Annotated in this window: 19 protein-coding genes; 10 read left to right on the top strand and 9 right to left on the bottom strand. The window is 37.9% G+C overall.

The genetic code is table 11. The annotated features are described in order from the left end of the window. Window positions 1–14: 14 nt before the first annotated feature. From dxs to HX109_RS06775, 3 genes are all read left to right on the top strand, one after another. Window positions 15–1,787 carry a 1-deoxy-D-xylulose-5-phosphate synthase gene (gene dxs, locus HX109_RS06785; protein ID WP_178950500.1) on the top strand — a complete coding sequence of 591 codons (1,773 nt, stop codon included), beginning with the start codon at window positions 15–17 and terminating at the stop codon, window positions 1,785–1,787. A gap of 52 nt (window positions 1,788–1,839) precedes the next feature. Next, the gene (locus HX109_RS06780) at window positions 1,840–2,865 is read left to right on the top strand and encodes a DUF3078 domain-containing protein (protein ID WP_178950498.1); all 1,026 of its coding nucleotides are present in this window, start codon (window positions 1,840–1,842) and stop codon (window positions 2,863–2,865) included. 84 nt (window positions 2,866–2,949) lie between these two features. Continuing rightward, a complete protein-coding gene (locus HX109_RS06775) occupies window positions 2,950–3,657 on the top strand; it encodes a hypothetical protein (RefSeq protein WP_178950496.1) in 708 nt (235 codons plus the stop codon). A gap of 321 nt (window positions 3,658–3,978) precedes the next feature. Here the strand turns inward: HX109_RS06775 and HX109_RS06770 are convergent, their stop codons facing one another. Next, window positions 3,979–5,319 carry a deoxyguanosinetriphosphate triphosphohydrolase gene (locus HX109_RS06770; protein WP_178950494.1) on the bottom strand — a complete coding sequence of 447 codons (1,341 nt, stop codon included), beginning with the start codon at window positions 5,317–5,319 and terminating at the stop codon, window positions 3,979–3,981. Window positions 5,320–5,654: 335 nt separating this feature from the next. Between HX109_RS06770 and HX109_RS06765 the strand changes: the two genes are divergently transcribed. Together HX109_RS06765 and HX109_RS06760 are read left to right on the top strand one after the other, a co-directional pair. Next, a complete protein-coding gene (locus HX109_RS06765; protein WP_178950492.1) occupies window positions 5,655–6,857 on the top strand; it encodes a porin in 1,203 nt (400 codons plus the stop codon). Between the two features lie 104 nt (window positions 6,858–6,961). Next, window positions 6,962–9,244 carry an inorganic phosphate transporter gene (locus tag HX109_RS06760; RefSeq protein WP_178950490.1) on the top strand — a complete coding sequence of 761 codons (2,283 nt, stop codon included), beginning with the start codon at window positions 6,962–6,964 and terminating at the stop codon, window positions 9,242–9,244. Window positions 9,245–9,355: 111 nt separating this feature from the next. Here the strand turns inward: HX109_RS06760 and HX109_RS06755 are convergent, their stop codons facing one another. From HX109_RS06755 to HX109_RS06735, 5 genes are all read right to left on the bottom strand, one after another. Beyond that, a complete protein-coding gene (locus HX109_RS06755) occupies window positions 9,356–9,985 on the bottom strand; it encodes an SDR family oxidoreductase (protein ID WP_178950488.1) in 630 nt (209 codons plus the stop codon). Window positions 9,986–10,180: 195 nt separating this feature from the next. Further along, entirely contained in the window at window positions 10,181–12,613 is a 2,433-nt protein-coding gene (locus HX109_RS06750; protein WP_178950487.1) for a ribonucleoside-diphosphate reductase subunit alpha, read from the bottom strand. A gap of 115 nt (window positions 12,614–12,728) precedes the next feature. After that, a complete protein-coding gene (locus HX109_RS06745; protein WP_178950485.1) occupies window positions 12,729–13,709 on the bottom strand; it encodes a ribonucleotide-diphosphate reductase subunit beta in 981 nt (326 codons plus the stop codon). A 322-nt stretch (window positions 13,710–14,031) separates the two neighbouring features. After that, the gene (locus HX109_RS06740; protein ID WP_178950483.1) at window positions 14,032–14,871 is read right to left on the bottom strand and encodes a DUF4412 domain-containing protein; all 840 of its coding nucleotides are present in this window, start codon (window positions 14,869–14,871) and stop codon (window positions 14,032–14,034) included. 188 nt (window positions 14,872–15,059) lie between these two features. Next, window positions 15,060–15,629 (bottom strand): DUF3109 family protein, encoded by a 570-nt coding sequence (locus HX109_RS06735; protein WP_178950481.1) that lies wholly within the window; start codon window positions 15,627–15,629, stop codon window positions 15,060–15,062. A gap of 124 nt (window positions 15,630–15,753) precedes the next feature. Between HX109_RS06735 and HX109_RS06730 the strand changes: the two genes are divergently transcribed. The 5 genes from HX109_RS06730 (at window position 15,754) to HX109_RS06710 (ending at window position 19,576) form a co-directional block, all read left to right on the top strand. Beyond that, window positions 15,754–16,326, top strand: a complete 573-nt coding sequence (locus HX109_RS06730; protein WP_178950479.1) for a MarC family protein — start codon at window positions 15,754–15,756, stop codon at window positions 16,324–16,326. An 88-nt stretch (window positions 16,327–16,414) separates the two neighbouring features. Continuing rightward, window positions 16,415–16,618, top strand: a complete 204-nt coding sequence (locus HX109_RS06725) for a hypothetical protein (protein ID WP_178950477.1) — start codon at window positions 16,415–16,417, stop codon at window positions 16,616–16,618. Then, window positions 16,618–17,226 carry an NAD(P)-binding domain-containing protein gene (locus tag HX109_RS06720; protein ID WP_178950475.1) on the top strand — a complete coding sequence of 203 codons (609 nt, stop codon included), beginning with the start codon at window positions 16,618–16,620 and terminating at the stop codon, window positions 17,224–17,226. The genes HX109_RS06725 and HX109_RS06720 overlap by 1 nt, the downstream gene beginning before the upstream one ends. A 131-nt stretch (window positions 17,227–17,357) precedes the next feature. Continuing rightward, window positions 17,358–18,779, top strand: coding sequence for an ATP-binding protein (locus HX109_RS06715; RefSeq protein ID WP_178950473.1), 1,422 nt, complete (start codon window positions 17,358–17,360; stop codon window positions 18,777–18,779). A 20-nt stretch (window positions 18,780–18,799) separates the two neighbouring features. Beyond that, a complete protein-coding gene (locus HX109_RS06710) occupies window positions 18,800–19,576 on the top strand; it encodes an enoyl-CoA hydratase/isomerase family protein (RefSeq protein WP_178950471.1) in 777 nt (258 codons plus the stop codon). Between the two features lie 139 nt (window positions 19,577–19,715). On the opposite strand, the gene HX109_RS06705 is transcribed toward HX109_RS06710, so the two are convergent. From HX109_RS06705 to HX109_RS06695, 3 genes are all read right to left on the bottom strand, one after another. Continuing rightward, window positions 19,716–22,565 carry a carbohydrate-binding protein gene (locus HX109_RS06705; protein ID WP_178950469.1) on the bottom strand — a complete coding sequence of 950 codons (2,850 nt, stop codon included), beginning with the start codon at window positions 22,563–22,565 and terminating at the stop codon, window positions 19,716–19,718. 389 nt (window positions 22,566–22,954) lie between these two features. Beyond that, entirely contained in the window at window positions 22,955–24,682 is a 1,728-nt protein-coding gene (locus HX109_RS06700) for a SusE domain-containing protein (protein ID WP_178950467.1), read from the bottom strand. Between the two features lie 29 nt (window positions 24,683–24,711). Beyond that, window positions 24,712–26,166 carry a glycoside hydrolase family 30 protein gene (locus HX109_RS06695; protein ID WP_178950466.1) on the bottom strand — a complete coding sequence of 485 codons (1,455 nt, stop codon included), beginning with the start codon at window positions 26,164–26,166 and terminating at the stop codon, window positions 24,712–24,714. Between the last annotated feature and the right edge of the window lie 17 nt (window positions 26,167–26,183).

Genomic DNA, 26,183 nt, shown 5'->3' with positions numbered 1-26,183 from the left:
TGTATTTTTGCTTTATGAGCCAAAAGCTGTTAGATACCATTATTTTTCCGGAAGATCTAAGAAAAATAGACCGAAAACACCTGCCAGAACTTGCCAAGGAACTGCGGGAATTTATCATCGACATTGTGGCTACCAAAGAAGGGCATTTGGGAGCCAGCTTGGGGGTGGTAGAGCTCACCATTGCGTTACACTATATATTTAACACCCCCAGCGATCTTTTGGTTTGGGATGTTGGGCACCAAGCCTACGGACATAAAATATTAACCGGTAGAAAGAATAATTTCCATACCAATCGCCAACTTAATGGCTTAAGCGGCTTCCCTAAACGGGAAGAAAGCGAGTACGATGCCTTTGGTGTTGGGCATAGCTCCACTTCCATTTCGGCAGCTTTGGGAATGGCAATCGCCTCCAATCTAAAAGGAGATACCGATAAACATCACATTGCGGTTATAGGAGATGCCTCCATCGCCAGCGGAATGTCTTTTGAAGCCCTAAACCATGCCGGGGTTAGCGAGGCCAATCTTTTAATAATCCTAAACGACAATGCTATTGGGATAGACCCCAGCGTGGGCGCATTAAAAGAATACCTTACCAATGTAAAAAAAGACAGGCAACTCGCCAAAAATAACATTATAAGGGCGCTTAACTTCGATTATAGTGGCCCGATAGACGGCCATAACCTCCCCCGATTGCTAAAAGAACTGGAACGACTAAAGAAAAAGAAAGGTCCAAAATTCCTACATGTAATCACAACCAAAGGGAAAGGCTTAAAAAAAGCAGAGGAAGACCAAGTAAAATACCACGCCCCAGGGAAATTCGATAAGCGTACGGGAGAACTTGTGGTACAGCCCAACAAGGAAGAACCCCCGAAATATCAAGATGTTTTTGGGGCCACCATTATCGAACTCGCCGATACCAATGAAAAAATCGTTGGCATTACCCCTGCCATGCCCACGGGAAGCTCGCTAAAATATATGATGAAGAAATACCCACACCGCGCTTTCGATGTGGGGATTGCCGAGCAACATGCCGTAACGTTGGCAGCGGGAATGGCCACACAAGGGCTTATCCCCTTTTGCAACATCTATTCCACTTTTCTCCAACGCGCTTACGACCAAGTGATCCACGATGTGGCATTGCAAAAGCTTCCGGTAATATTTTGTTTGGATCGTGCCGGACTTGTAGGTCAAGATGGAGCTACCCATCATGGGGTTTTCGATCTGTCCTACCTACGTTGCATTCCCAACCTTATCATTTTCGCTCCGCGGAATGAAATAGAGCTTAGGAATATCATGTACACGGCACAGCTAGGGCTTAACCTCCCTATTGCAATTCGGTATCCACGAGGCAGAGGGGTAATGATAGATTGGAAACAACCCTTTGAAAAGCTAACCATTGGTAGCGGGATTCAATTAAAAAAAGGTACGGACATAGCCGTAATTAGCATAGGAAATATGGCCGAAAATGTCACCAAAGCCATGGAGAACCTTAAAAATACTGAAAAGATCTCCCATTACGACCTTAGATTTTTAGCGCCCTTGGACGAAAACATGCTACACAAGGTGTTTACCACCCACAAAACAGTTGTTACAGTGGAAGACAATGTGGTTTCCGGCGGAATGGGCAGTGCTATTTGCGAATTCGCATCAAAACATAATTATTTCTTAAATATAGAGAATCTGGGAATCCCCAAACAATTTATAGAACAGGGCACCGTTGAAGAATTACAGCAACAGGCAGGTATTGATCCCAAAAGTATTGCCGTTGCTCTTAATAAATTTTTATAACATCGCTTTTTTTAGCATTTTTGTACAACCTAATTAATATGTAAGCTTTATAATGAGAGTTGCTGCTATTCTCTTTTTTGTATTGTTCTTTAACCTGACCCAAGCTCAGGATGACGACCAACAAGTATATACCAATCCCAGGACCAAAGAAGTCTTTATAATTCAAGGGAAAGATACCGTTAACCTTACTAAAATAATAAAAGAGTACAAACCACTCCCGCCCAGGTGGAACAGGATTAATAAAGTAGGGGCCAACATAAGCGAAATCGCTTTTGTGAACTGGAATGCCGGGGGTAACAACTCGATTACGGCACTGGGGAACGCGCGTTTCGAAAGAAATTATAAGCATGAAAAATTGCAGTGGAACAACGAAATGATCATGCGCTTTGGTATAAACTCACAAGAGGGACAAAAACTAAGAAAAACAGAAGACGCCTTTGCCGTGAACTCTACTCTGGGTTTTAGGATGGAAGATTTATCCAATTGGTATTTTTCTGCAAAAGCTAATTTTAATACGCAGTTTGCCAGGGGTTATAAATATCCAGACAGGGACAACCCCATTTCCGCTTTTATGGCACCGGGTTACTTCTTATTTGGTTTTGGTAGTGAATACTCGCCAGAAGACAAAGATTTTAAATTATATTTCTCGCCCATAACACAAAAATCAACTTTTGTGTTGGATCAAGATTTGGCAGATCAAGGTTCCTTTGGTGTAGAAGGAGCCAAATACGATGCTAATGGCGTAAAAATAAAGGATGGCGAGAACGTTCGTACAGAAATTGGTATTCTTTTAACCAACTCTTACCAAACGAAAATTTACGAAAACATATTCATGTCTAATGAATTAACCCTCTATACCGATTACATAAATAGTTTTGGAAACATCGATATTAACTGGATCTTAGACGTAGAGCTAAAGGTAAACGAATATGTAGTTGCCAACATTGGCACCCAGCTTATTTATGACAATGATGTAAAGTTTGAAGAGCGCGAAACCCCAACTGGGGAAACAGTTGCTTTTAGTCCGCGGGTACAGTTTAAGCAATCTTTAGGGGTAGGCGTAATTTATAATTTTTAGCAGCATCTGCTATCACCAAATAAGGCAAGGTCTGTTAGTGGAGTGTAGTTTATGATGGGTTATAACATATTTAAGATAAAAATTATGCTTAGATTTAAACTTTTAGTACTTCTGATTTTGACCGTCAATTCATTACTTTCTCAAGACCGCAAAAACTGGACTCAACTAGACTATTTGAATGCTGACGAATCTTATCCTTTCCAAACAGAGAAAGACATCACGGGAAATTTTTTTGTGACTATTTCAGATACTCTTAATTATTATGAAAATCCCATAGTTATAACAGATTCTGAAAATAAGGAGATTGCAAGAATTGAGTTTACAAAAAATGATATAGTTACAACTTTTTATGGTAAAGATTATTCACGAAATGACACTTTAAATCCTCTAAATCCTTGGCTTCTCGTTTTGAACCCTGAATACTTTCGGTTATCTTTTGAATGTATCGATATGACTTCTGACCATTATGTAATTAAACTTAATGATAATGAGCTAGGCTATATAGAATTAGAAAATCGTGATTTCAAAAAAGAATCTATTGAGGATTTCGTTAAGGGCTGGACTGTTTTCAGATTTGATTTTGACCGTTCTAGAAACGCTTTAAGAGAAGAACCAAAAGAAAACGGAATAATTATTCCAAACCCCAATGCTGACAAATTTAAAATTTGGACAGGTGGAGTTTTGGAAATGAAAGGAGATTGGCTAAAAATCAAAACCGTAAAAGATGAAGTGGGATGGGTAAAATGGAAAGACGGACATAAAGTTTTGATAAGAATGTATTATGCTTGTTAAAAAAAACACTTTTGCCAGTGATTGCTATAAGTAATTGCTTGTTCTCGCCAATTTCTAAAAATCCGAGAGGATTTTCAGCTTGGTGCCGTAATTGCAGAGTTTCGTGCTAACCCACGCAACTAATCTCGTTACAAACAGACCACATTCATTTTAAAAGCTTTCCTCGATAAATTTTAAGTTTTAGTTTTTAAGTTTTAGCTTTTAAAAATAAACAAAAGTGTTATGGATATTCAGGCTAAAAAAAATAGAATTGGCTAAAATCCTTTCGGGTGCTGAAAAACTGGATAAAGAAATATAATAGCCAAAAATTAATTGTTCTTACTACACCAAACTCCCATTAATCTTATTAAAAATCAACAGCGCATTTCCATCGGTAAGGCCTGCCACAAATTGTGTGACTGCCATTAAAGAAGCATAGGTGCTGGAATTTACTTGGTAACGTGGTGGCAATAAATTCAGAATGAGTTGGTCGTAATTGGTTGAATTTCCGTCATTCGTCCTTACCACGGCGCCACAGAAAACGTCCAGGAGCTGATTGATAATTTTATATCCTACAATTTCCTTCTGAATGACCTCCGTACTTTGGTAGATGTTTTTTACACTTAAATTAATAATGTCTTCAATTTGTGCCTTGTACTTACTTTTATCCAAAAGAGAGACATGGAAATCCCCATTTAAAATAGCTTCTTCGTGCTCTAAAAATACTCTTACCGCATCTGCAATAAGTGTATTTATCGAAAGTGCCCGTAAATAGCCTAGGCGATCTTCACGTGTAGTTAAAGAGTGGTACTTTTCGGTATTTATGGAGTCTTTCACTAGCTTAATAAGGTATTCCAAAGCATATTCCTCTTGAATTAACCCAAGGTTAATCCCGTCTTCAAAATCTATTATGGTATAACAAATATCGTCTGCCGCCTCCACCAAAAAGGTCAACGGGTGCCTAGCAAACGAAATATCCTCTCCATGCCGGGTTTGCACTAATCCTAATTCTGAAGCCACATCGATAAAAGTATCTTTTTCTGATTGAAAGAAACCAAATTTTTTATCAGCGATTTGTTTAGACGGTTTTTTGGGTAGCGATTCTTTAGGGTATTTCATAAAAGCGCCAAGGGTAGCGTAGCTTAACCGTAATCCGCCGATAATTCCTTCTCGGCTTTCGGTAAGAATTTTAAATCCGTTTGCGTTCCCTTCAAAATCAATGAGATCTTGGTATTCTTTATCGGTTAACCCCGATTTAAATTCTTTGCCTTTGCCATTTTTAAAATATTCTCCAATCGCTTTTTCCCCACTATGTCCAAAAGGCGGATTTCCAATATCATGGGCAAGGGCGGCCGCTGCTACTATTGCACCAAAATCGTTAAACTGGTATCCATAGGTATCTTTTAGATAGGGATGTTTCTCCAAAACCGCTTTGCCGACAATTCTACCCAAACTACGTCCCACAACCGATACTTCCATGCTATGCGTAAGTCGCGTGTGCACAAAATCGGTTTTAGAAAGAGGTATCACTTGGGTTTTATCTTGCAAACTTCTAAAAGCCGATGAAAAAATAATCCGATCGTAGTCGACTTCAAAACCCAACCTCGTTTCGTCCTGCTCTTTTCTTAGTCTTTTATGTTTGTCTTTATATCTTTTAAGCGATAGTAATTCTTCCCAGTTCATACCTAATATTTAAAGCTGCAAGATACTGTAGAGCCGTGAAAAACTAGGTGTTTTTTCTGAATTTATCTAAGCCATCCCAACTAAAATTAATGTTAAGTTAATAATTTATTTACATTCAATTGAAGCGAAAAAGTGATTTTTGACCTTCATTTACGTAAAATGATATTTCATTAACTTTTAGTTTTTGTCGACTTAGTTATAGGAATATGCGGGCTGCCAAAAGGCAGCCCTTTTTTTGTTATATTTAAGTGATTATTTTTTAATTAATTAATATACAGGAAACAATTTCTTAACATAGCAATATGTTCTTTGCAGCGACAAAAACTAATAAGTAAATGAAGTATGTAGCAACAGCAATTATGCTGTATTTCTGCACGTGCACTATTGTAAATGCACAAGAAATTAAAGTACCACCTTTTGGAAAAGGAATTTTAAATTTCACCCAAAAAGATAGCACCTGGAGTATGAAGTTTGCAGCTCGAATGCAATTATTGGGATCTGGAACCTGGAATAAAAGCGAGGGTGAAATTACCGATTTTAAATCTGACTTCCTGGTGCGAAGGGCCCGTTTAAAATTTGACGGTTTTGTGCTAAGCAAAAAGCTGGTTTACAAAATTGAAATAGGCCTCTCCAATCGCGACATTTCAGGTGGTTCTATTTACACCAACAATACACCAAGATATATTTATGATGCAGTTATAAAGTGGAATTTTTATAAAAATTTCACCCTTTGGTTCGGGCAAACCAAATTACCGGGAAACATAGAGCGTGTTATATCTTCTGGAAATCTTCAGCTTGTAGATCGCTCGTTACTCAATGCGCAGTTTAACATCGATCGGGATATTGGAGCACAGTTAAGACATCATCATACCTTTGGAAACAATTTTACAATCCGAGAAAAATTTGCTTTTTCCCAAGGTGACGGCAGAAATGTCGTTGTGGGAAATTTAGGTGGCTATCAATACACCAGTAGACTGGAGTTACTTCCGTTAGGGGAGTTTAAAGATGATAATGAATATGAAGGTTCTGCTTTAGACCGGGAAGAAAAACCCAAATTATTGGTTGCTGCAACCTACGATTTTAATAACAATGCTGTTAAAACCCGAAGCAATCAGGGAGTTTATATGGAAAATGATGAAGGTTTTTATGAGACCAATATTTCAACCCTATTTGCCGATGTAATTTTTAAATATCGTGGTTTTTCGTTTATGGGCGAATACGCCGATAGAAATGCAGACGACCCCATTGCCAAAAATTCTGATGGTACGCCCACGGGAGAAATTGTACAAGTTGGAAATGGAGTTAACCTTCAAGCGGGGTATTTATTTAAAAGCAATTGGGAGGTAAGCACCCGGTATAGTAATATAGATTTAGACCGTGCGATTACTAGAAAGAGCACAGAAAATCAATATACTGTTGGACTTTCAAAATATATAGTCGGACATAAACTAAAGGTACAAACCGATTTTAGTTACCTATCGGTTTTTGCCGATAATGACGAATTAATGGCTAGGCTTCAAGTAGAATTGCATTTTTAAGTAGCCTTTGGAAGAAAAACAGGCCTAGAGGATGAAATTTTGGCTGATTTGTAAAAAACAGAATAGTAGAAAGTTATATAGAAGAGAATAATTATATTTGAAACATGGAGAATATCTATTTGTTAATGATTGTTGCACTTGCCATTCTGGCGGTTGCAGACCTAGTTGTTGGTGTTAGTAACGATGCCGTTAACTTTTTAAACTCGGCCATTGGTTCCAAAGCCATTTCCTTTAAATCCATTATGGTTATTGCCAGTATTGGGATTTTTATTGGAGCTGTTTTCTCAAGTGGGATGATGGAAGTTGCGCGAAAGGGGATTTTTATTCCGAAGGAGTTTATGTTCAACGAGATTATGGTGATTTTTATGGCCGTAATGATAACGGATATTCTTCTGCTGGACTTCTTCAATACCCTTGGGATGCCAACGTCTACAACAGTTTCCATTGTTTTTGAATTACTTGGAGCCGCAGTAGCCGTAGCACTTATAAAAATTGCCGGGAACGATACCGAAACCATGGCAGACCTTTCAAAATACATCAATTCGGATCAAGCCTTGGTCATTATCTCGGGAATCCTACTTTCCGTAGTAATTGCCTTTACAGTTGGGGCCTTTGTTCAATTTATATCCCGACTCATTTTTTCCTTTCAGTACGAAAAGAAAATGAAATATTTCGGGGCTTTGTTCGGCGGAATTGCCTTAACGGGAATCACTTACTTCATTTTTATGAAAGGACTAAAAGGAACTCCTTATTATTCCGATTTAAAAACTTATACGGAAGGAAACGAAGCGTATGTGCTTATAGGAAGTTTTATCGTTTGGACCTTATTCTCCCAATTGTATATGTCTTTATTTAAAAAAGACATTTTGGTGATTGTAATCGCCATGGGAACCTTTGGTTTAGCCCTCGCCTTTTCTGGAAACGACTTGGTAAACTTTATCGGGGTGCCAATGGCTGCTTACCACTCTTATGAAGCTTGGGTGGCTTCTGGTATTGCACCAGACCAGTTCGCTATGGGATCGTTGGCAGAAAAAGTTCCTACAGAACCTTTATTGCTTTTTATCGCCGGTGGTGTTATGGTGCTTACCTTGTGGTTTTCTAAAAAAGCACGTTCGGTAGCCGAAACAGAAATAGGCTTGTCCAGACAAAATGAAGGCAAAGAAAAATTTCAGCCCAATTTACTTTCTAGATGGATTGTTAGGGCATCGACCAAAACAAACTTGGGAATCAATATGTTGATTTCTAAAGAAATGCAACAAAAAATAAACTCTAAATTCGAAAAACCGACAGTAGCAATTAGTAAAGACAAAAGCAATGATGCCCCCGCATTCGACCTTATAAGAGCTTCTGTAAACCTTATGATTGCTGGTATCTTAATTTCTATTGCAACTTCCATGAAATTACCACTTTCTACAACCTATGTTACTTTTATGGTGGCCATGGGTACCTCTTTGGCCGATAGGGCTTGGGGACGTGAAAGTGCAGTATACCGTGTTGCCGGAGTATTTAACGTTATCGGTGGATGGTTTTTTACCGCAATTATCGCATTTGTTGCAGCTTCTGTAATGGCGTACCTTATTTTTATAGGAGGGCCAGCAGCGATAGCTATTCTTTTATTTTTCGCGGTAGTTCTTTTGGCTAGAAACTACATTAACTACAAGAAAAAATCGAATGTAAGTAAAGAAGAAGACAGCTTAAACAGGGCCGAAAGCAGCTCCATTCAAGGAGTTATTGAAGAAAGTGCCGATAATATTGCAGCAGTAGCCAATAGAGCCAATAAAATTTATTCTGGCGCGATTACCGGACTCGCCAAGGAGGATTTAAAACTATTGAAGAAATCCAAAAAAGGAAATGCGAAGCTTACTTCTGAAATCGATGAGCTTCAAGAAAGCGTATTTTACTTTATAAAAAATTTAGATGATTCCAGTGTAGGAGCCAGTCATTTTTACATCAATGTGCTCGGTTACCTTCAAGACATGGCGCAATCTTTGGAATATATCGGGAAGGCGTCTTACAAACATGTAAATAACAATCATAAAAAATTAAAATTCAATCAAACCCGTGAATTGTTAGATCTTCAAAACGAAATACAATCTCTCTTCAATAATATTAAGAAGAGTTTCGATGCCCGTGCTTTTGAAGATATTAATCAAATGATTGAAGAAAAACAAGGGTTGTTGCAAAGTGTGAGTCAGAAAATAGAAAAGCAAATTTCTAGAACCCGCACGGAAGAATCGAGCCCGAAAAACACCTCTTTATATTTCAGTTTATTAACGGAAACCAAAGATCTTGTGGTAGCCACCATGAATCTTTTAGAGCTGTACTCAGATCAGTACGATGCCTCTGTACCACAACCAGTTATAAATACAGAAGACCCTGAAAAGTAATCAGAAAGAGACTTATTACAAATTATAAATACACAAAAAACTTCCTAGAAAAAGTGGATATCCCACCATTCTTCTAGGAAGTTTTCTTTTTGTTTCGTTTATAATAAATACTTATTCAACCTTTTCCAAAGCTTCCGCAATAAGTACTTCTCCTTCTAGAATCTCAAAGGTTTCCTTATTAGCAGTATCATCGTGCAGTGCCCTAACTAAAGTTTGGGCAACATCAGCTCTACTAATCTCCCCTCGCTTATTCAATTTTTCCTTAAGCTCAATTTTACCGGATGGTTTTTCATTATTTAAAGACCCAGGCCGTACGATGGCATAATTTAGTCCGCTTTCCTTTAAATGAATATCGGCTTTTTGCTTCGCTTTTAAATATTCCTGCAATTTTTCTACCGATTCAGGCTCGTCTGCCCCCATGGAGCTCAACATTACAAACTTTTTTACATCGGCTACTTTAGAAACATCAATTAACCTCTTTGCACCTTCTTGGTCTACTTCCACTACATTTTTTCCGCCAGAACCTGCCGTAAATACAACCTTATCAATATCTTTTACGGTATGTGCGAGATCCTCTTGTAAATCTGCTAACACGGTTTCAATATTCTTATCCTTAAACTGCTTTAACTGCTCCTCTTTGCGCACCATGGCAATGGGAGTAAAATATTGCGATTTATTTAAAAGTTCTACTACTATTTTTCCTGTGGTACCGTTGGCACCGGCTACTAATACTCTTTCCATAACCTTTAAGTTAACTGTTTACCCACGGACATACAAAATATTAGCATTGATTAACTAAAGTTTTGGAGAGCTTTAATACTTATGAATAATTCTAAAATAAAGATATTCTAGATCGCCAACATTAGTTTTTGGCCATAAAAAAAGGGAAGCTGTTTTTACACAACTTCCCTTTTACAATTATATAAATGAAAAGATCTAAGATCCACACATTAAGCAGTCATCATCCTCGGCATCTCTCGATTTTGCCAACATCTCCTTCAACTCCTGTGGTGATAAAGGCTCTACTGCCACCGGAGCGGCTTTTGCAGTTGCCTCAGCTTTAACTTCTGCAGCTTCTGCTGGTACTTTTTCTGTTTTCTTAGTGTTGTCTAATGTAAATTTAATCGCATCTACAGCAGATTTTGTTCTGAGGTAATACATTCCTGTCTTCAATCCGCTCTTCCAAGCATAAAAGTGCATAGAGGTAAGCTTGGCATAATTGGCACCTTCCATAAACAGGTTAAGCGACTGCGACTGATCGATAAAGTATCCTCTGTGGCGGGACATATCGATAATATCTTTCATACTAAGCTCCCAAACCGTTTTATAAAGCTCTCTAATTTCCTGCGGAATGGTTTCAATATGCTGAATAGAACCATTGGCTCTCATTAACTCCTGCTTCAATTCCTCTGTCCAAAGTCCGAGTTCTACTAAATCCTCCAACAAATGCTTGTTTACCACAATAAATTCCCCTGAAAGAACTCTTCTTGTGTAAATATTTGATGTGTAAGGCTCGAAACATTCGTTGTTACCAAGAATTTGAGAAGTGGAAGCAGTAGGCATTGGCGCCATTAACAAAGAGTTTCTAACTCCGTTTTTCTTTACATCTTTTCTCAATTTTTCCCAATCCCAATTGCCGGAAAGTTCATCATCTTTAATCCCCCATAAGTTATGCTGAAATTCCCCTTGAGAAATTGGTGACCCCTCGTAAGATTGATACACCCCTTCTTCTTTTGCCATTTCCATAGAAGCGGTTACAGAAGCATAATAAAGGGTTTCAAAAATATCTTGATTTAATTTTTTAGCTTCATCTGAAGTAAAAGGCATACGCAATTTAATAAACGTATCGGCCAACCCTTGCACCCCTAAACCAATAGGTCTATGGCGCATATTGGAGTTTTCTGCTTCTTTAACAGGATAGTAATTTCTATCGATTACCCGGTTAAGGTTTCTGGTAACACGCTTGGTAACTTTAAACAGTTCTTTATGATCGAACTCTGTGCCTTTTACAAACATAGGCAGAGCTATGGACGCCAAATTACATACCGCTACCTCATCTGGGGAGGTGTACTCCATAATTTCGGTACATAAGTTAGAAGATCGAATAGTCCCTAGGTTCTTTTGGTTCGATTTTCTATTGGCCGCATCTTTGTAAAGCATATAAGGCGTTCCCGTTTCAATTTGAGATTCTAAAATTTTCTCCCAAAGCTCTCTCGCCTTTATGGTTTTTCGTCCTTTTCCTTCGGCTTCATATTTAGTATAAAGCGCCTCAAATTCTTCACTGTGCACATCGCATAGTCCCGGACATTCGTTAGGGCACATCAATGTCCATTCCGCGTTCTCTTCAACACGTTTCATAAATAAATCGGACATCCACATGGCATAGAAAAGATCGCGGGCGCGCATTTCTTCTTTACCATGGTTCTTTTTAAGATCAAGAAAGTCAAAAATATCGGCATGCCATGGTTCAATATAAATGGCGAAAGACCCTTTACGCTTTCCTCCTCCTTGATCTACGTAACGTGCTGTATCGTTAAAAACCTTTAACATAGGAACAATCCCGTTGGAAGTACCATTGGTTCCTGCTATATAACTTCCTGTAGCGCGGATGTTATGTATAGAAAGCCCAATACCACCGGCAGACTGCGATATTTTAGCTGTTTGCTTTAAAGTATCGTAAATCCCATCTATACTATCTTCTTTGGTAGTTAACAAGAAGCAAGACGACATTTGCGGTTTTGGTGTCCCAGAATTGAATAATGTAGGCGTAGCGTGTGTAAAATATTTTTTAGACATGAGCTCGTATGTTTCCAGCACACTGTCTATATCGTCTAGGTGAATCCCTACGGAAACACGCATTAACATATGTTGAGGACGTTCTGCAATTTTTCCGTTTAACTTTAAAAGATAGGATCGCTCCAAGGTTTTGAATCCGAAATAATCGTACCCAAAATCCCGGTTATAAATAATCATGGAATCCAATTTGTCGCCATGCTCCTCTATGACTTTGTAAACTTCGTCGGAAAGCAAAGGAGCTTTTTTACCGGTACGCGGATTTACATATTCATAAAGATCCGTCATCGTTTCAGAAAACGACTTTTTGGTGTTTTTATGAAGATTGGAAACTGAAATCCTTGCCGCCAAACGCGCATAGTCTGGATGTGTAGTTGTCATGGTAGCAGCAATTTCTGCCGCCAAATTATCCAACTCCGATGTGGTCACCCCGTCGTAAAGCCCTTCGATAACTCGCATCGCCACTTTTACGGGATCTACCAATTCGTTCAACCCATAACAAAGCTTACGAACACGAGCCGTAATTTTGTCGAACATAATGGGTTCTTGTCTACCGTCTCTTTTAATTACATACATACGCTACAAAATTTTAAAGTTAAAGGATAGTTATTCCTGTTCAAGCATTATAAAACTTGAATTATTTTATGTTGTTTTTGTAAACTTGGGGGTTTACTTTTCTTATGTGGTTGTTTTAGAAATCTGCGTCGAAGCTAATTTTTTGATCTTCGTCGTCTTTACTTAGCACTCCGGCCTTTTGATATTCTGAAACTCTTTTTTCGAAGAAATTAGTTTTTCCTTGAAGAGAGATCATATCCATAAAATCAAACGGATTGGTAGAATTATATACTTTTTCGCATTCTAATTCCACTAACAATCTATCCGTTACAAACTCTAAATACTGCGTCATTAAAGTAGCGTTCATACCAATTAAACTCGCAGGTAGCGATTCGGTGATGAATTCCCTTTCGATGTCTAATGCATCTATAATGATTTCTTTAATACGCTCTTTACTTACTTTATTTTTAAGGTGGTTGTTGTGCAAGTGTACTGCAAAGTCGCAGTGCATCCCTTCGTCACGAGAAATTAATTCGTTGGAAAAAGTAAGTCCGGGCATTAATCCACGTTTCTTTAACCAAAATATAGAACAGAAGGCTCCAGAAAAGAAAATCCCTTCTACTGCTGCAAAAGCTATTAAACGCTCTGCAAAACTTGGGGATTCAATCCATTTTAAAGCCCAATCTGCTTTCTTTTTAATTGCAGGAAAATTTTCAATCGCTTTAAAGAGAGTAGATTTTTCCTTTTCGTTCTTTACATAAGTATCAATCAATAAAGAATAGGTTTCCGAATGGATATTCTCCATCATGATTTGGAAACCGTAAAAGAACTTTGCTTCAGAGAATTGAACTTCGTTTACAAAGTTTTCCGCTAAATTTTCATTTACTATTCCATCAGAAGCCGCAAAAAACGCCAAAATATGCTTTATAAAATAACGCTCGTCGTCGTTCAATTTATTGTTCCAATCGGTTAAATCTTGATGCAGATCTATTTCTTCTGCAGTCCAAAAACAAGCCTCTTGTTTTTTGTACCACTCCCAAATATCGTGGTGCTTTATAGGAAAAATAACAAATCGGTCTTTATTCTCTTGTAAAATTGGCTCTACTGCTTCTGACATTTCTTCTGATTTTTAGCGTTTTATTACTTGTATTTTTCTTTTGACTCGGGACTAACAAAGATTGAAAAATGACGGCGAAATAGAAAGGTTATTAACATTAATAATGTCAAAAGTTTTTAACAAGAATTGTTGAAATGTAGGACGAGCACCTGTAAATAAAGGGATGTTAAGATATTGTTAATCACTCTGTTAAAAATATAATCAATTCTCAACAAAACAACGCTAAAAATCCTTGTAATTTAACGATGATAAGCTAAATTAATTACAAGGATTTACAATAGCCGTTAAAAAATAACGCTAGAGGTTCAATTGCTTAATGAAATCAACCTCCAAAATTTTTATAGTTTGCCTTGGCAATCTGGAAAGATTTTTTCTCCAGCGCAGTACATTTCATTAAAAGGTTATTTTTACCCTTTTTCTTATCTATCATTTCCATCTCCATTAGCAATCCATCCTTACCATTTTGGTGCATCCATTTTTGATTAAATCCCGCCGGTATTTTTTTGGTATTGCTAAACATATCTGTAAAAGAAACTGGCGCACTAAAAGTAACGTACATTGTTATGGTGTATTCTTCGTTTTCTGCCACATATCCTTGGCAATCATAACCCAAAATAGTTTTACTCCCTATTTCCTTTAAACTATACCCTTCCATACCTTCACTTTCTTCTGCAATAGAGCCAACAATACCACCCATTTTGGTAACCATCATCTGTTTGTTTCCGTTTTGCTCCATAAACATTACGGTGGCGTCGTTTTGCATGTCGTACACCATAAACATGGGCATTGAATTTTGTTCCATTTTCATTCCCCAATAAGTGGCCTCGTGTTTCAAAAAATAATCCATCGTTATTTGCTCCCCCGCCTTTTGGGTTTGCATCTCCATTTCATACACCCAATCAAATTCATAAATTTCTGGGAGGCCTTCGCTACTTTGCATTCCAAAGCCAACACCTGTGGAATCCACATTAAAAATACTTGGATTTAAAACTTTTTCCAACGCACTATCTGTGGTCTCTGCAGCTTTGTCACTAGTTTTTTCAATAACCTTCTGCTCTACTTTTTCTTCTACTTTTTTCTGAAGTTTTTTCCAAAACTGTGCACTCGTTGAAGTTGGAAGCATTAAAAAAATAATTCCTACACATCCCCAAAATCTTTTCATAATAATTTGTTTTAAAATTAGACATCACTATCCTTCTGGGTTCCCCCTGATGGATTTCTTGCTATTAAACCAAATTAATGTAGTGGTGTAGTTCGATTGCGAATTTGAAACTTTTCGCAAACCACATTGAAATTACAGAAAAGCGAATGCTACCATGAACTTGGCAGACGAATCTTTAAAAAAACCGATTAATGACCTAAATCTTTAGCTACCTGCTCTAGATCTGCGTACCACTTTTTCCCAAACTTTTCGATAAGGGCATTTTTTACGAACTTATAAACCGGCACTTGAAGTTCTTTTCCAAGCGAGCACGCATCATCGCAAATATGCCATTTGTGGTAATTGACGGCGGCAAATTCTTGGTATTGTTTTACGCGAACAGGATAAAGGTAACAGGAAACGGGTTTTTTCCAGCTCACCTCCCCAGCGTTATAGGCTTCTTCGATTCCGCAAAGGGCGGTTCCATTTTTGGCAAAGGTTACATAAGCACATTCACTGCCGTTTACCAAAGGGGTTTCCCATTCACCATCTTCGCCTTTTATGTAAGTACCTTGTTTTTCTATGGCTTCCACACCTTCTTTGCGCAAAAAAGGTTTTACTTTAGGATAGATTTCGTTTAAAATCTTAGTTTCCTCTTCTTCCACAGGTGCACCCGCCTCACCATCTACACAACAAGCACCTTTGCAAGCAGAAAGATTGCACACAAAATCGTTTTCTAAAATCTCTTCAGAGACTATGGTTTTTCCTAATTGAAACATGCCGCAAATATACGGTTTTTTAGTGCTTTTTAAAGCGGAAAAACTTTTACACTTTTTATGCTAATTAGGGCTTAGAAATCAAATAGTTATTTATAGCTTTGCACCGTTTTTTAAAAGCACGGAAATGAATTTTGATTTAAAGGAAATAATCACAGCAGGGATGATCCTCTTTGCGGTAATCGATATTGTTGGAAACGTCCCAATTATCATAGATTTACGTAATAAAGTAGGGCACATTCAATCGGAAAAAGCTTCGATTGTTGCTGCTGTTATTATGGTTGCATTTCTTTTTATTGGGGAAGAAATTTTAAAGCTTATTGGCATCGACGTGAACTCCTTTGCAGTTGCCGGTTCTTTTATCTTGTTCTTTTTGGCTATAGAAATGATTTTGGGGATTACCCTCTATAAAGACGACGCCCCTGAAACGGCCTCCATCGTGCCCTTGGCATTTCCCTTAATTGCAGGTGCAGGAACGATGACCACTTTATTATCTTTACGTGCAGAGTACCACGTGGAAAACATAATTATAGCTATTATTTTAAATATTATAATAGTTTACGGGGTCTTAAAATCTTCCAGTAAAATAGGTAAGGTTTTAGGTAAATCTGGATTGGCTGTGATACGTAAAGTTTTTGGTGTAATTTTGTTAGCCATTTCGGTAAAACTATTCGCCAGCAACGTTACTGGCTTATTTTAAAACTTTTTGAAAATTTTTAGGTACTATGTTTTCCGCAGAAAATCTGTTAACAACATAAGTGCCTTTACAAATAAAATATAGGAAAAAAATGAAAGTTTTCACCATCATACTTATTGTAGTTGCATTTGCCATGATCGGTATTAATGTAACCATGTTGGATTTTAACAATTTACTGGTCGGAGATAGCCTTGTTGCGATAATAGGGATCGTAGCTTCTTTATGTGCCATATTGTTATTGGCCATTTTCTATCAGTCAAAAAGAATTCAACAAAAAATTAAAGAGGGCGAATAATGTTTGATGCTTTAGTTATTGGCGGCGGTGCTGCTGGAATGCAATGCGCCCTGGTTTTGGGCTCTGCACACAAAACAGCCTATGCAAAAGACAAGAAAATAGGCATTGTTATGCATCAAAAGGCCTCTCACCTTCAGTCGGCTTTACTCAATAATGTTTTAGGGATTGCTCCGGGAACAAATGGTATGGAGATTCTTAAACAAGGAAAGGAGCAATTAGAAACACTTTACCCTCATGTTTCTCAAATTGAAAAAGAGAAAGTGACTTCCGTAGTAAAAGAAGGGAATTACTTTTCCGTAACAACAAACAAAGGAAACTACCAGGCCCGCATTGTCGTTATTGCTTTGGGCTATACCGATATGTTCTCCATAAAAGGGCTGGAACAGTTTATAGAACCACATGCTTTGAGTCCGAAAGAAAAAAACAGGATTCAGCTTAAGAATAAAAACCATCTTGTAGAAGAGGGACTTTACGTTGCAGGCACTTTAGCGGGCGGCAGAAGCCAATTTGCCATCGCGGCAGGTAGCGGGGCTCAAGTAGCGACGGATATTTTAACATTGTGGAACAACGGGAAACACACCAAAGTACACGATAAAATTACGGAATAACCCAATTGTATTTCGTTGGATTTCCTTTTCCTTATCAGAAAAAATTCTTGGCGTAATTATTGTTATATTTAACGAAGAAAAATTCGCCAGTGTACAACAAACTTTCACTTCGAACACGCATTTTTATAACCATGATATTAATCGTGGTTTTGGCCTCTGTGCTAATTGCCGGCGTTACCATTTATCAATACAAAGAACAGGCAGAAGACTACCATAAAGAATATTTGCAACGAAAAGAAGATCAGCTAAACGCACAAATAGACTACATTCTTAAAAACACCACTTGGGAAGTAAAGACCGAGAATTTAAAATATATCTTAGAATACAAACATGCCATCTACGAAGCTTCAGATGTGTTGGACATTAATTTTAATGTTTACGATCTTGATGGGAATTTAATTATAAGCTCCAAACCTCGAATAGAGCGTGGGGAATACAACACCAAATTAAACCAAAATGTTATTCAAGGAATTGCATCGAGTGCCAGCAGGCAGTATGTAGAAAAAACCAAAGCCGCTGGGGATCGTTTTCAATCTTCCTACAGTTATATTTTAGACCCAAAATTTAAACCCATTGGGATTTTGCATATCCCTTATTATGAGGATGATACCTTTAACAACAACGAATTAAAAGAATTCTTGCTGAAACTTGCAGCAGTCTATATTTTACTACTTGCCCTAGCCGTAATTTTGGCTTACATTATTTCTAAATACATTACCCGATCCCTAAAAGCGATAAGCGACAAACTGCACCAAACCAGGCTCAGCAAACGAAATCAAAAAATATATCTAGACGACCCAAGTGAAGAAATCGGAGCTTTGGTAGACGCTTATAACGATATGATCGACGAGTTGGAGCGCAGTGCCACCCTTCTCGCCAAAAGCGAACGGGAACAGGCATGGCGGGAAATGGCGAAGCAGGTAGCCCACGAAATTAAGAATCCGCTTACCCCGATGCGTCTCAGCGTACAAAGTTTCGAAAGAAAATTTGACCCTACGGATGAAAATGCCAAAAGTAAAGTAGCGGAATTCTCCAAAACATTGATTCAGCAAATAGACACCATGAGCAACATTGCTTCTGCTTTTGGAAGTTTTGCCAACATGCCTGCACAGCAGAATGAAACCTTAAATGTAATTGAAGTAGTAAAACTTTCCGTGGATATTTTTAATGAAGATTACATAAGGTTCATCACAGACGAAAAAGAAATCATCGCAAAATTAGACCGTACCCAACTCATTCGGGTAATTACAAATTTGGTAAAAAATGCCATACAAGCGATTCCAGAAGATCGTGATCCAAAAATTGTGGTTAATGTCTATTCTGAAAAAGATAAAGTGAAAATTTCTATTGCCGATAACGGTGTTGGCATTGCCGAAGAAAACCAAGAAAAGATTTTCGAGCCCAAGTTTACTACTAAAACCAGCGGTATGGGATTAGGTTTGGGAATGGTAAAAAACATTGTAGAAACCTATAAAGGTCACATTTGTTTGTCGTCTGTTTTGGATAAAGGCACGGTTTTCACAGTTTCTTTTCCTAAATTTAGGTCTGAATAAAAAAACATAAATCATATTCTATGGATTTTGAAAATATTTTAACTGAAATCGAAGACCATATCGGTCTTATCACCATAAACCGCCCAAAAAAACTCAATGCCCTCAATAAAGCTACTATTGAAGAGCTTCACCATGCTTTTAAAGCGATGGATGAAAATGATGAAGTGAGGGTTATTATTATAACCGGGTCTGGCGAAAAAGCATTTGTAGCAGGTGCCGATATTGCAGAATTCTCCGATTTTTCGGTGTACGAAGGCTCGCAACTTGCCGCAAAAGGTCAAGAGTTACTCTTTAATTTAATTGAAAGGCTGGAAACTCCTGTTATAGCAGCTATTAACGGATTTGCCCTTGGTGGCGGTTTAGAGCTAGCCATGGCTTGCCATATTAGAATAGCCAGCGATAATGCGCGCATGGGATTACCAGAAACATCTCTCGGGCTAATTCCAGGATATGGAGGTACGCAGCGCCTACCACAATTGGTAGGTAAGGGAAGAGCTATGGAAATGATTTTTACGGCGGGTATGATCGGCACAGAAAAAGCGCTCATCTACGGCCTAATAAACGAAATGGTTGCACAAGAACAGCTTATTCCCTATTGCAAAAAAATAGCTGGAAAAATCATCAATAACTCTCCTGTCGCCATTTCTGCTGCGATCAATGCGATTAATGCGGGCTTTAGCGGGAGTGGATACAAGAAGGAAATTGAAGCCTTTGGAGATTGTTTTGGAACCGAAGATTTTAAAGAAGGTACCACCGCGTTTTTAGAAAAACGCAAAGCAGATTTCAAAGGGAAATAAAAATATAAAAGAGGCTTCTATGAGTGATCTAGAAAGCCTCTCTTTTTGTAGCTCTTATGTAATCCAATGAAGAAAATAGCCTTAAAAATGTTGCTTAACTCTTTTCCATATAACCTTTCTTCATTTTTAATATTATAATTTATTTAATGAGTATTTTAGAAGTTTTACTTTGCTTATCGTTAGATATTTTCACTATATAAATTCCTTCCGACAACTCCGGTAATTCTATCTGACTGTTTTCTTTTAAAAGCTGTGTTTTAAATACAGTTTTTCCACTTAAATCAGTCAAAAATAAAAAACTGGCATCATTTAAGTCCCTTAGATAAACGTTCAACTGGTTATTGGTAACCGGATTTGGAAAAACACTGGCAAATTCATCTTCATACATCTGTTCATTCTCTTTTGGTATAGTTTTCGAAGCTGCACCTGAAAATATTTGAAACTCCCATTGTTGCTGATTTGTGTTGTTCGATGAGTTCTGAACAAGCTTAATTCCATTCGTGTTTTGTCCACCGGGCACTTCTAACGCTTTATTGCTTTTCACGGAAATTATTTTGTAAAAACCAGTGGAAGCCTCTTGTATTTTCCACTTTTGGTTATCGTTACCAAAATAATCCCATTGCTGTATTTCTGTGCCATTGGCAGTAGATCCATCCACAATATCCAGCGATTTATTACTGTGTTGTGCCGTTAATTTATAATTTCCTTTGCCAACACTTTCAACCTTCCACTTTTGGTTGTTACCATTGCCCCATGTCCATTGATGTATTCTAGCTCCATTATTTTGAGATACTCCTGAAACATCCATTACTTTACCCGTTGCCTTGTTAGTAATTCTGTAAATTTCGCCAGATACAATATCATTGCCACCCCCTCCTCCGGTGCTTATGCTAGAAGTGCTAAATTTAATCCAATTTAAATTTCCAATCCCGTTACCTCCTTTAAATACAAGATAAAGGTTTTTAACTCCCGTGGTTAAATTTATATTGATATTCTTTGTTGTCCAGGATTGCCATCCCCCAGTATTCCCTATATCCAAAGTTCCTAAAAGATTTCCTGTGGTGCTTCCAACCCTAAATTCTATACTTCCAGTAAATGTGCTATTCGATGCTACACGTGCCTCCACACTTCGCGCTCCAGAACCGAAATCGGTATTTTCATATAACAAGTAATCATTGGTGTCTGTGTATCCAACGTTTTGCCCTCCACCACTATCTGAGGTATTCTCCACTTGTATCCCCAAACTGTCATCATAATCTTCAGCTTCTATTCTGTTAAATGCATCCCGAATCTGCGCGGTTGGAGTCGCACTAGCGGTGTTGGAATCGCCACTGCTCCCTACTGAATTTACGGCGCGCACCCTATAATAGTATTTAGTACCATTTGTTAATCCTGTATTTATATAGCTATTGGAAGTAACATTAGATTGAATTGTGGTAAAAGAACCACTAGAAGAATTGCTTCTTCGAACGGTATAAGACGACGCTCCTGCTGAACTGTTCCAATTTAATTGTACTTGTTTATCACCGGCAACAGCAGATAACCCTGAAGGTGAAGAAGGTGGGGTTGATGGTGCCGCACTAGACCAATTAAAAGTGACGGCAGATCTCCCCGGAACATTATATTGAACGGTTTTTCCAGACCAGTTTAGGTGAAGTGTTTTTTGGGAAGCACTTTTGTTGTAAGCAATTACTGCATAAGAGTTGTCGGTATTTTTAAAAGCGGCAGTAAGAATATCACTGCCATTGTTGGAAGCTATTCTCTGTGCTCCGGGCTTTACAAATTTAGAAATTTGCCCAATTATATAATAAGACACATTTCTGCTGATGCTGTTGCTTCCATTTACCGTTATAGCACCCAAACATTCCGTACAGCCTCCAGGAGTTCTTGGACCGTAATCTGAGTTTGACGCTAGATTCCACTCTATTACAGTTTTAGACCAATTGCGCAGAGAGCCTATGACCACATTCTCCATATGCCAGCCAAAATCCCCGTCAAAATTTCCATTACTGCTTGTAAACTGTTCCGTAAAATAGACATTCTTGCCGGTTTGATTTTTTACAGTGGACATAGCAGAAATATTTCCTGCATATAAATGAAAAGCCGCTCCTTCTGTATAAGAGCTGTTGTTCAATACATCTATAGGATAAGCTGTATTATCGCAATTATGATCGAAAGCGATGATCTTGGTGCTGTATCCAGCGCTTGCAAACGCTGGACCAAGGTTGTTGTTTATAAAATTCTTTTGCTCCGTAGAATTCATTAACATACTGGGCTCATTAAAGGGATTTTCTGGTTCGTTTTGTGGAGTTATTGCCCAAATTGATAGACCTTCGGCATCCATAGCCTGTAAATATTTTACAAAGTAATTGGCATACGCCTCATAATACTGAGTTCTTAAGCTGCCTCCAATCCAAGTGTTATTGGTTTTCATCCATGTGGGTGCAGTCCATGGAGTTGCCAATATTTTAATATTTGGATTAATCGCAAGAATCTTCTTCAAAATTGGAAGAAGATAGGTTTTATCGGGACCATTAAGGCTGAAATTATTCATATTAACATCCCCAGAAGTTTCATTGTAACTATATACAGAATTACTTAAATCTGAAGCTCCGATACTTATCCTAACTATGGAGATGGCGTTTCCAGAACTCGGATCAAAAAGTTCATTTAATAAGTTGTTTTGCGTAGTACTATTTAAGTTGCTCAACGCTTGAGCACTCCCTTGAGTAAGTGCAAAACCAAAACCATCGATATTTTGATAGGTTGTGCCAGTATTAATATTAATACTATTGACACCAGATTCGTTTCCATTGGAAAACGAAACCGTATTCTGTTGTTGAAGTTTAACGCTCTGGTCTCCTTTAGTAAGCCAAGGCGTAACAGTTTGTGCATTAATAAGTTGAAAAATAAAGATGAAAAAACAGGCGCAATAGAGTTTTGGTACTAATAGATTTGTAGTCCTATTAGACTTAAAAATAGTTTTCATAATAATGATTTTTGGCGGTTTAATGATGGGCACAAAGCATAATTACTATGCCTTGTCCCAAAAGTTCTATAGAAGGCTAATGTTTTTATATTTTTAAATCTCTGGATGCATGAACTTCCTCTTCCAACTTTTAAGTTGGGATAAGAAAATCACACTTATCTATTACGCTTTTCAAGGTTTCATTAACAAAACGAAATCGCTATTAATTGAACTCTACAGCGGCAACCTAACCCGGTTTCAAAAATATTTTCTTCAGCCTTTTAAACATTTCGCATATGGTGAAAGGAAATGTAAGGATCTAGTAATTTATAAGGAGACATCCTCCTTGTTAGCGTATTAATCTATGATTTCAATTTAAAGCATCGCTCTTGTATTCTAATAACTATTACTTATTGCTTTACAAAAGAGTAAGTTCCGGCGGCAAATTTACTGTCAAGCACCATAGTTACTTTATAGCTGCCACTTTCGGAAACATTATTAATATCCTCTCCCCCATTGGAAACCAAATCTCCATTTAGTGCTGCAGGATCTGCTCCTCCCATTTGGTAATCCCACGGTGTGATAAACTTCGAATTTTTACCAGCATCAAGATAGGTGGTAATTTCCCAGGTAAAATTACCTGTATAGTCCATAGTTAATTCCTGCCGACCATCCCAATCGTCCCAATGGAATAGTTTGAAATTGTAATATTTCCACGTAAGGTTTTCCGCAGCGAAATCTACCACAAGTTGGTATGCCTGGCTTTTGTTTACTGGCAGGGATGCATTGCCACTTTGCAGGGTAACACTTTCTGAAATATTATCTCCCGTTTTAGAACTTTCCCCGATTGTACCTGCAATAGTGTAAGAGATTCCAGTGCCATCATTTTCACTATTTAAAATATAATTCACCGATGGATCCAGATCTAAAAACTCATAACTAAAAGCATCCCCAGACTTAGTAAACTCGGCCGACATACTTCCATCAGCGAAAAGGAAAAGTTTTTCAGGAGTCTCTCCAGAACTGGTGTCTTCCAATAACTCATAGACGTACCCTTCTCCGTTTAACGTAATTCGAACTTTGTATTTTTTAAGCTCCATCAACCGAATATCGTCAATTGCAATACCTAAGTCATCTTTGGTAGCTTCCAATGCCAATTCATTTTGAGAGCCATTGATTTGTTTTAATACCTGCCCCCAATCTCCATTGGCACGAAATATAAATCGCTTATCTGTGTCGCCTGGATCAGCATCCAAAAACTGAACACTACTCTCCCAAACCCCATTTCCTTGATAAGCCAATGGCTCGTCTCCTCCCCAGCCGTCTTTAATAACATTACCTACTACACTCCAATAATCTATTTTATAAAGAGAAAGTTTTTCAGCATCAAAATCCACTGTTATTCTGTATTCTCCACTTTCGGGAGCTACAATTCCTTCGGAACCAGATGTAATAGTTTCACCCTCTGCCGTAAACACACGTGCATCATCATTTGTAGTTGAATAAAAATTATACGTTTCTCCACCGGTTAAAGAAGAATATATTTCAAAAACATTGGTTTCTGTACCATCTCCCATCTGTAATCTCTTCATGTACAAAGCTGCCTCGATATCATTACCGGCTTCCGTAGCATTTCCTCCAAGGTACAATGTTGGTGGGGGGCCTTGAGAATCAAACCTTGTAAACACAACACTACTTGCTGTCATCGAAGTTTTTGAAACAGACGTTGCTCTTACAGCCCATTTAGTACTTGCACTTTCACTTGGTGGTATTCCAGCATTTTCTAGAGCTTGGTCAATCTTAAAATAAGGTACTTCTACAAATAGGGATAGGCCATTATCAGCTGATTTCTGCATCAATAGTGGCTCACTAAAATCTCCATCTGCTTTATCCAGTAACCATTCGTAGGTAATTAGATAATCTCTTTCCGATGTTGGCTTCTCCCATTCAAAACGAATAACGTCATCCCTATTTTCCCTTTCTAAAACAATAGAAGCATCTGTCTCTGGGTAATCTAAAGTAGCTTCACTCAACATCCAATTCTCAAGGGCCTCTATGTTATTATCTTCCTCTTCGCAAGCGCTAAATAGCAATAGAAAAATAGAAGCAAAAAATATAATCTTAGTAAAATTTTTCATCTTTTCAATTTTGTTAGTTTCGATTTTAGTTAGTCCCACTTAAAAGTCACCAAACCTCCTTGAGGAAGGTTATATTCAAAAAATCCATCACTCGTTTTTACAGCTATTTTTTGCGATCCCGATGCTCCAGAAGCATTGTAAGCAACGACTACTTTGGAACCATCTGGATTTACAAAACCAACATTCTCTATAATCCCAGGTAATGCATTTGTTGGTATTACTTTAGCTCCGGGGTTTACGTATTTAGAAAAATGCCCAAGAATATAATACTCTGGATTTTTAGTTATCGTTCCACCGCTCGTGATTTTTAAGACTCCAGTACAGATATCGCAACCACCATTTTGTGGCCCGTTGTTTTCATTTAGGGCAAGATTCCATAACAAGACTGCTTTAGCACCCCTTCTTAGCGTCCCTGCAAAAACATTTTTCATGAAATAGTCGATTTCACCCTTAAAAGTAGTCTGGTCTGTCTCGATTCCCGATTGTTCCGTAAAGTATATTTCTGAATCGGGAAAAGCATTTGTTAGCCTTGCTATATCTTCTGGTTTTCCCCCATAAGCGTGGTAGGCTACCGCATTGGTATGTTTAGAAGCTTGTACATCTCCCAGAACCGTCAAAGGATAATCGGGGTCTTCTGATTCCGTAAAATTATGATCATAGGCGATAATTTTAGTGTTCAATCCCGACGCTTTTAATTTAGGCCCTAAAAAATCTCCGATAAAATCAGCTTGTTGCATTGCGCTCATCTTCATTGTTGGATAAGATGAAGTTTCATACAAAGGTTCGTTTTGAACAGTTAGGGAATTAATATTAATCCCTTCGCTTTTATAGGCGTTTAGGTATTTTACAAAATAATCTGCATACACATCGCGATACTCTGTTTTTAGGTTCCCACCATTAAACGCTCGATTATTTTTCATCCAAGTGGGGGCTGTCCATGGCGAAGACATAAATTTTATAGCTGCATTTTTAGCTAGAATGGCTTTAGCAACTGGAATTAATGGGTTATCATTGATTTTATCTTCTTCAATAGAAAAATTATCGAGATCAAGGTCTTCCACTTCTGTGGTTTCATTGTAACTATAGCTCTTATTTTTGTTAAAGTCAGAAGCTCCCATGGTCAATCTAACATAACCTAACTTTATTCCACTATCCCCAAAAAGCATTTCCAAGGCACTGTCATTATTATGCAATAAATATGCGGAGCTTCCGGTAAGGGCTGCCCCAAAACCTTCAATAGTTTGGGCAGTTTGACTTTCATCTAAATCAATTACAAGTCCACTCTCGGAGTTTCCTGTCATCACTGGTAATTTTTCCGGAATTTCTTTTAATAGTGAACTTTGATCTACAGTGGTTAAAACTACCGAGACCGTTCCTTCTATTTTAGGAGGATCTGGTTTTTCTTCTTCCATAGTTGAATCGTCTCCACACGAAAACATCAAAAGGGTTAAGAAAATGATATATACTAACTTTCTTTCTTTCATAAATTTCATCCTTGCAT

The organism is Galbibacter sp. BG1, assembly GCF_013391805.1.
Lineage (GTDB): Bacteria > Bacteroidota > Bacteroidia > Flavobacteriales > Flavobacteriaceae > Galbibacter.
This window is presented reverse-complemented; position numbering and strand designations above follow the sequence as displayed.

What these genes read in the sequence shown, in the direction of transcription:
- HX109_RS06710 (WP_178950471.1), top strand. Translation starts at nt 18,800, where the DNA reads ATGGATTTTGAAAATATTTTAACTGAAATCGAAGACCATATCGGTCTT.
- HX109_RS06770 (WP_178950494.1), bottom strand. Translation starts at nt 5,319, where the DNA reads ATGAACTGGGAAGAATTACTATCGCTTAAAAGATATAAAGACAAACAT.
- HX109_RS06715 (WP_178950473.1), top strand. Translation starts at nt 17,358, where the DNA reads ATGATATTAATCGTGGTTTTGGCCTCTGTGCTAATTGCCGGCGTTACC.
- HX109_RS06695 (WP_178950466.1), bottom strand. Translation starts at nt 26,166, where the DNA reads ATGAAAGAAAGAAAGTTAGTATATATCATTTTCTTAACCCTTTTGATG.
- HX109_RS06765 (WP_178950492.1), top strand. Translation starts at nt 5,655, where the DNA reads ATGAAGTATGTAGCAACAGCAATTATGCTGTATTTCTGCACGTGCACT.
- HX109_RS06755 (WP_178950488.1), bottom strand. Translation starts at nt 9,985, where the DNA reads ATGGAAAGAGTATTAGTAGCCGGTGCCAACGGTACCACAGGAAAAATA.
- HX109_RS06700 (WP_178950467.1), bottom strand. Translation starts at nt 24,682, where the DNA reads ATGAAAAATTTTACTAAGATTATATTTTTTGCTTCTATTTTTCTATTG.
- HX109_RS06735 (WP_178950481.1), bottom strand. Translation starts at nt 15,629, where the DNA reads ATGTTTCAATTAGGAAAAACCATAGTCTCTGAAGAGATTTTAGAAAAC.
- HX109_RS06760 (WP_178950490.1), top strand. Translation starts at nt 6,962, where the DNA reads ATGGAGAATATCTATTTGTTAATGATTGTTGCACTTGCCATTCTGGCG.
- HX109_RS06740 (WP_178950483.1), bottom strand. Translation starts at nt 14,871, where the DNA reads ATGAAAAGATTTTGGGGATGTGTAGGAATTATTTTTTTAATGCTTCCA.
- HX109_RS06750 (WP_178950487.1), bottom strand. Translation starts at nt 12,613, where the DNA reads ATGTATGTAATTAAAAGAGACGGTAGACAAGAACCCATTATGTTCGAC.
- HX109_RS06720 (WP_178950475.1), top strand. Translation starts at nt 16,618, where the DNA reads ATGTTTGATGCTTTAGTTATTGGCGGCGGTGCTGCTGGAATGCAATGC.
- HX109_RS06745 (WP_178950485.1), bottom strand. Translation starts at nt 13,709, where the DNA reads ATGTCAGAAGCAGTAGAGCCAATTTTACAAGAGAATAAAGACCGATTT.
- HX109_RS06780 (WP_178950498.1), top strand. Translation starts at nt 1,840, where the DNA reads ATGAGAGTTGCTGCTATTCTCTTTTTTGTATTGTTCTTTAACCTGACC.
- dxs (WP_178950500.1), top strand. Translation starts at nt 15, where the DNA reads ATGAGCCAAAAGCTGTTAGATACCATTATTTTTCCGGAAGATCTAAGA.
- HX109_RS06725 (WP_178950477.1), top strand. Translation starts at nt 16,415, where the DNA reads ATGAAAGTTTTCACCATCATACTTATTGTAGTTGCATTTGCCATGATC.
- HX109_RS06705 (WP_178950469.1), bottom strand. Translation starts at nt 22,565, where the DNA reads ATGAAAACTATTTTTAAGTCTAATAGGACTACAAATCTATTAGTACCA.
- HX109_RS06775 (WP_178950496.1), top strand. Translation starts at nt 2,950, where the DNA reads ATGCTTAGATTTAAACTTTTAGTACTTCTGATTTTGACCGTCAATTCA.
- HX109_RS06730 (WP_178950479.1), top strand. Translation starts at nt 15,754, where the DNA reads ATGAATTTTGATTTAAAGGAAATAATCACAGCAGGGATGATCCTCTTT.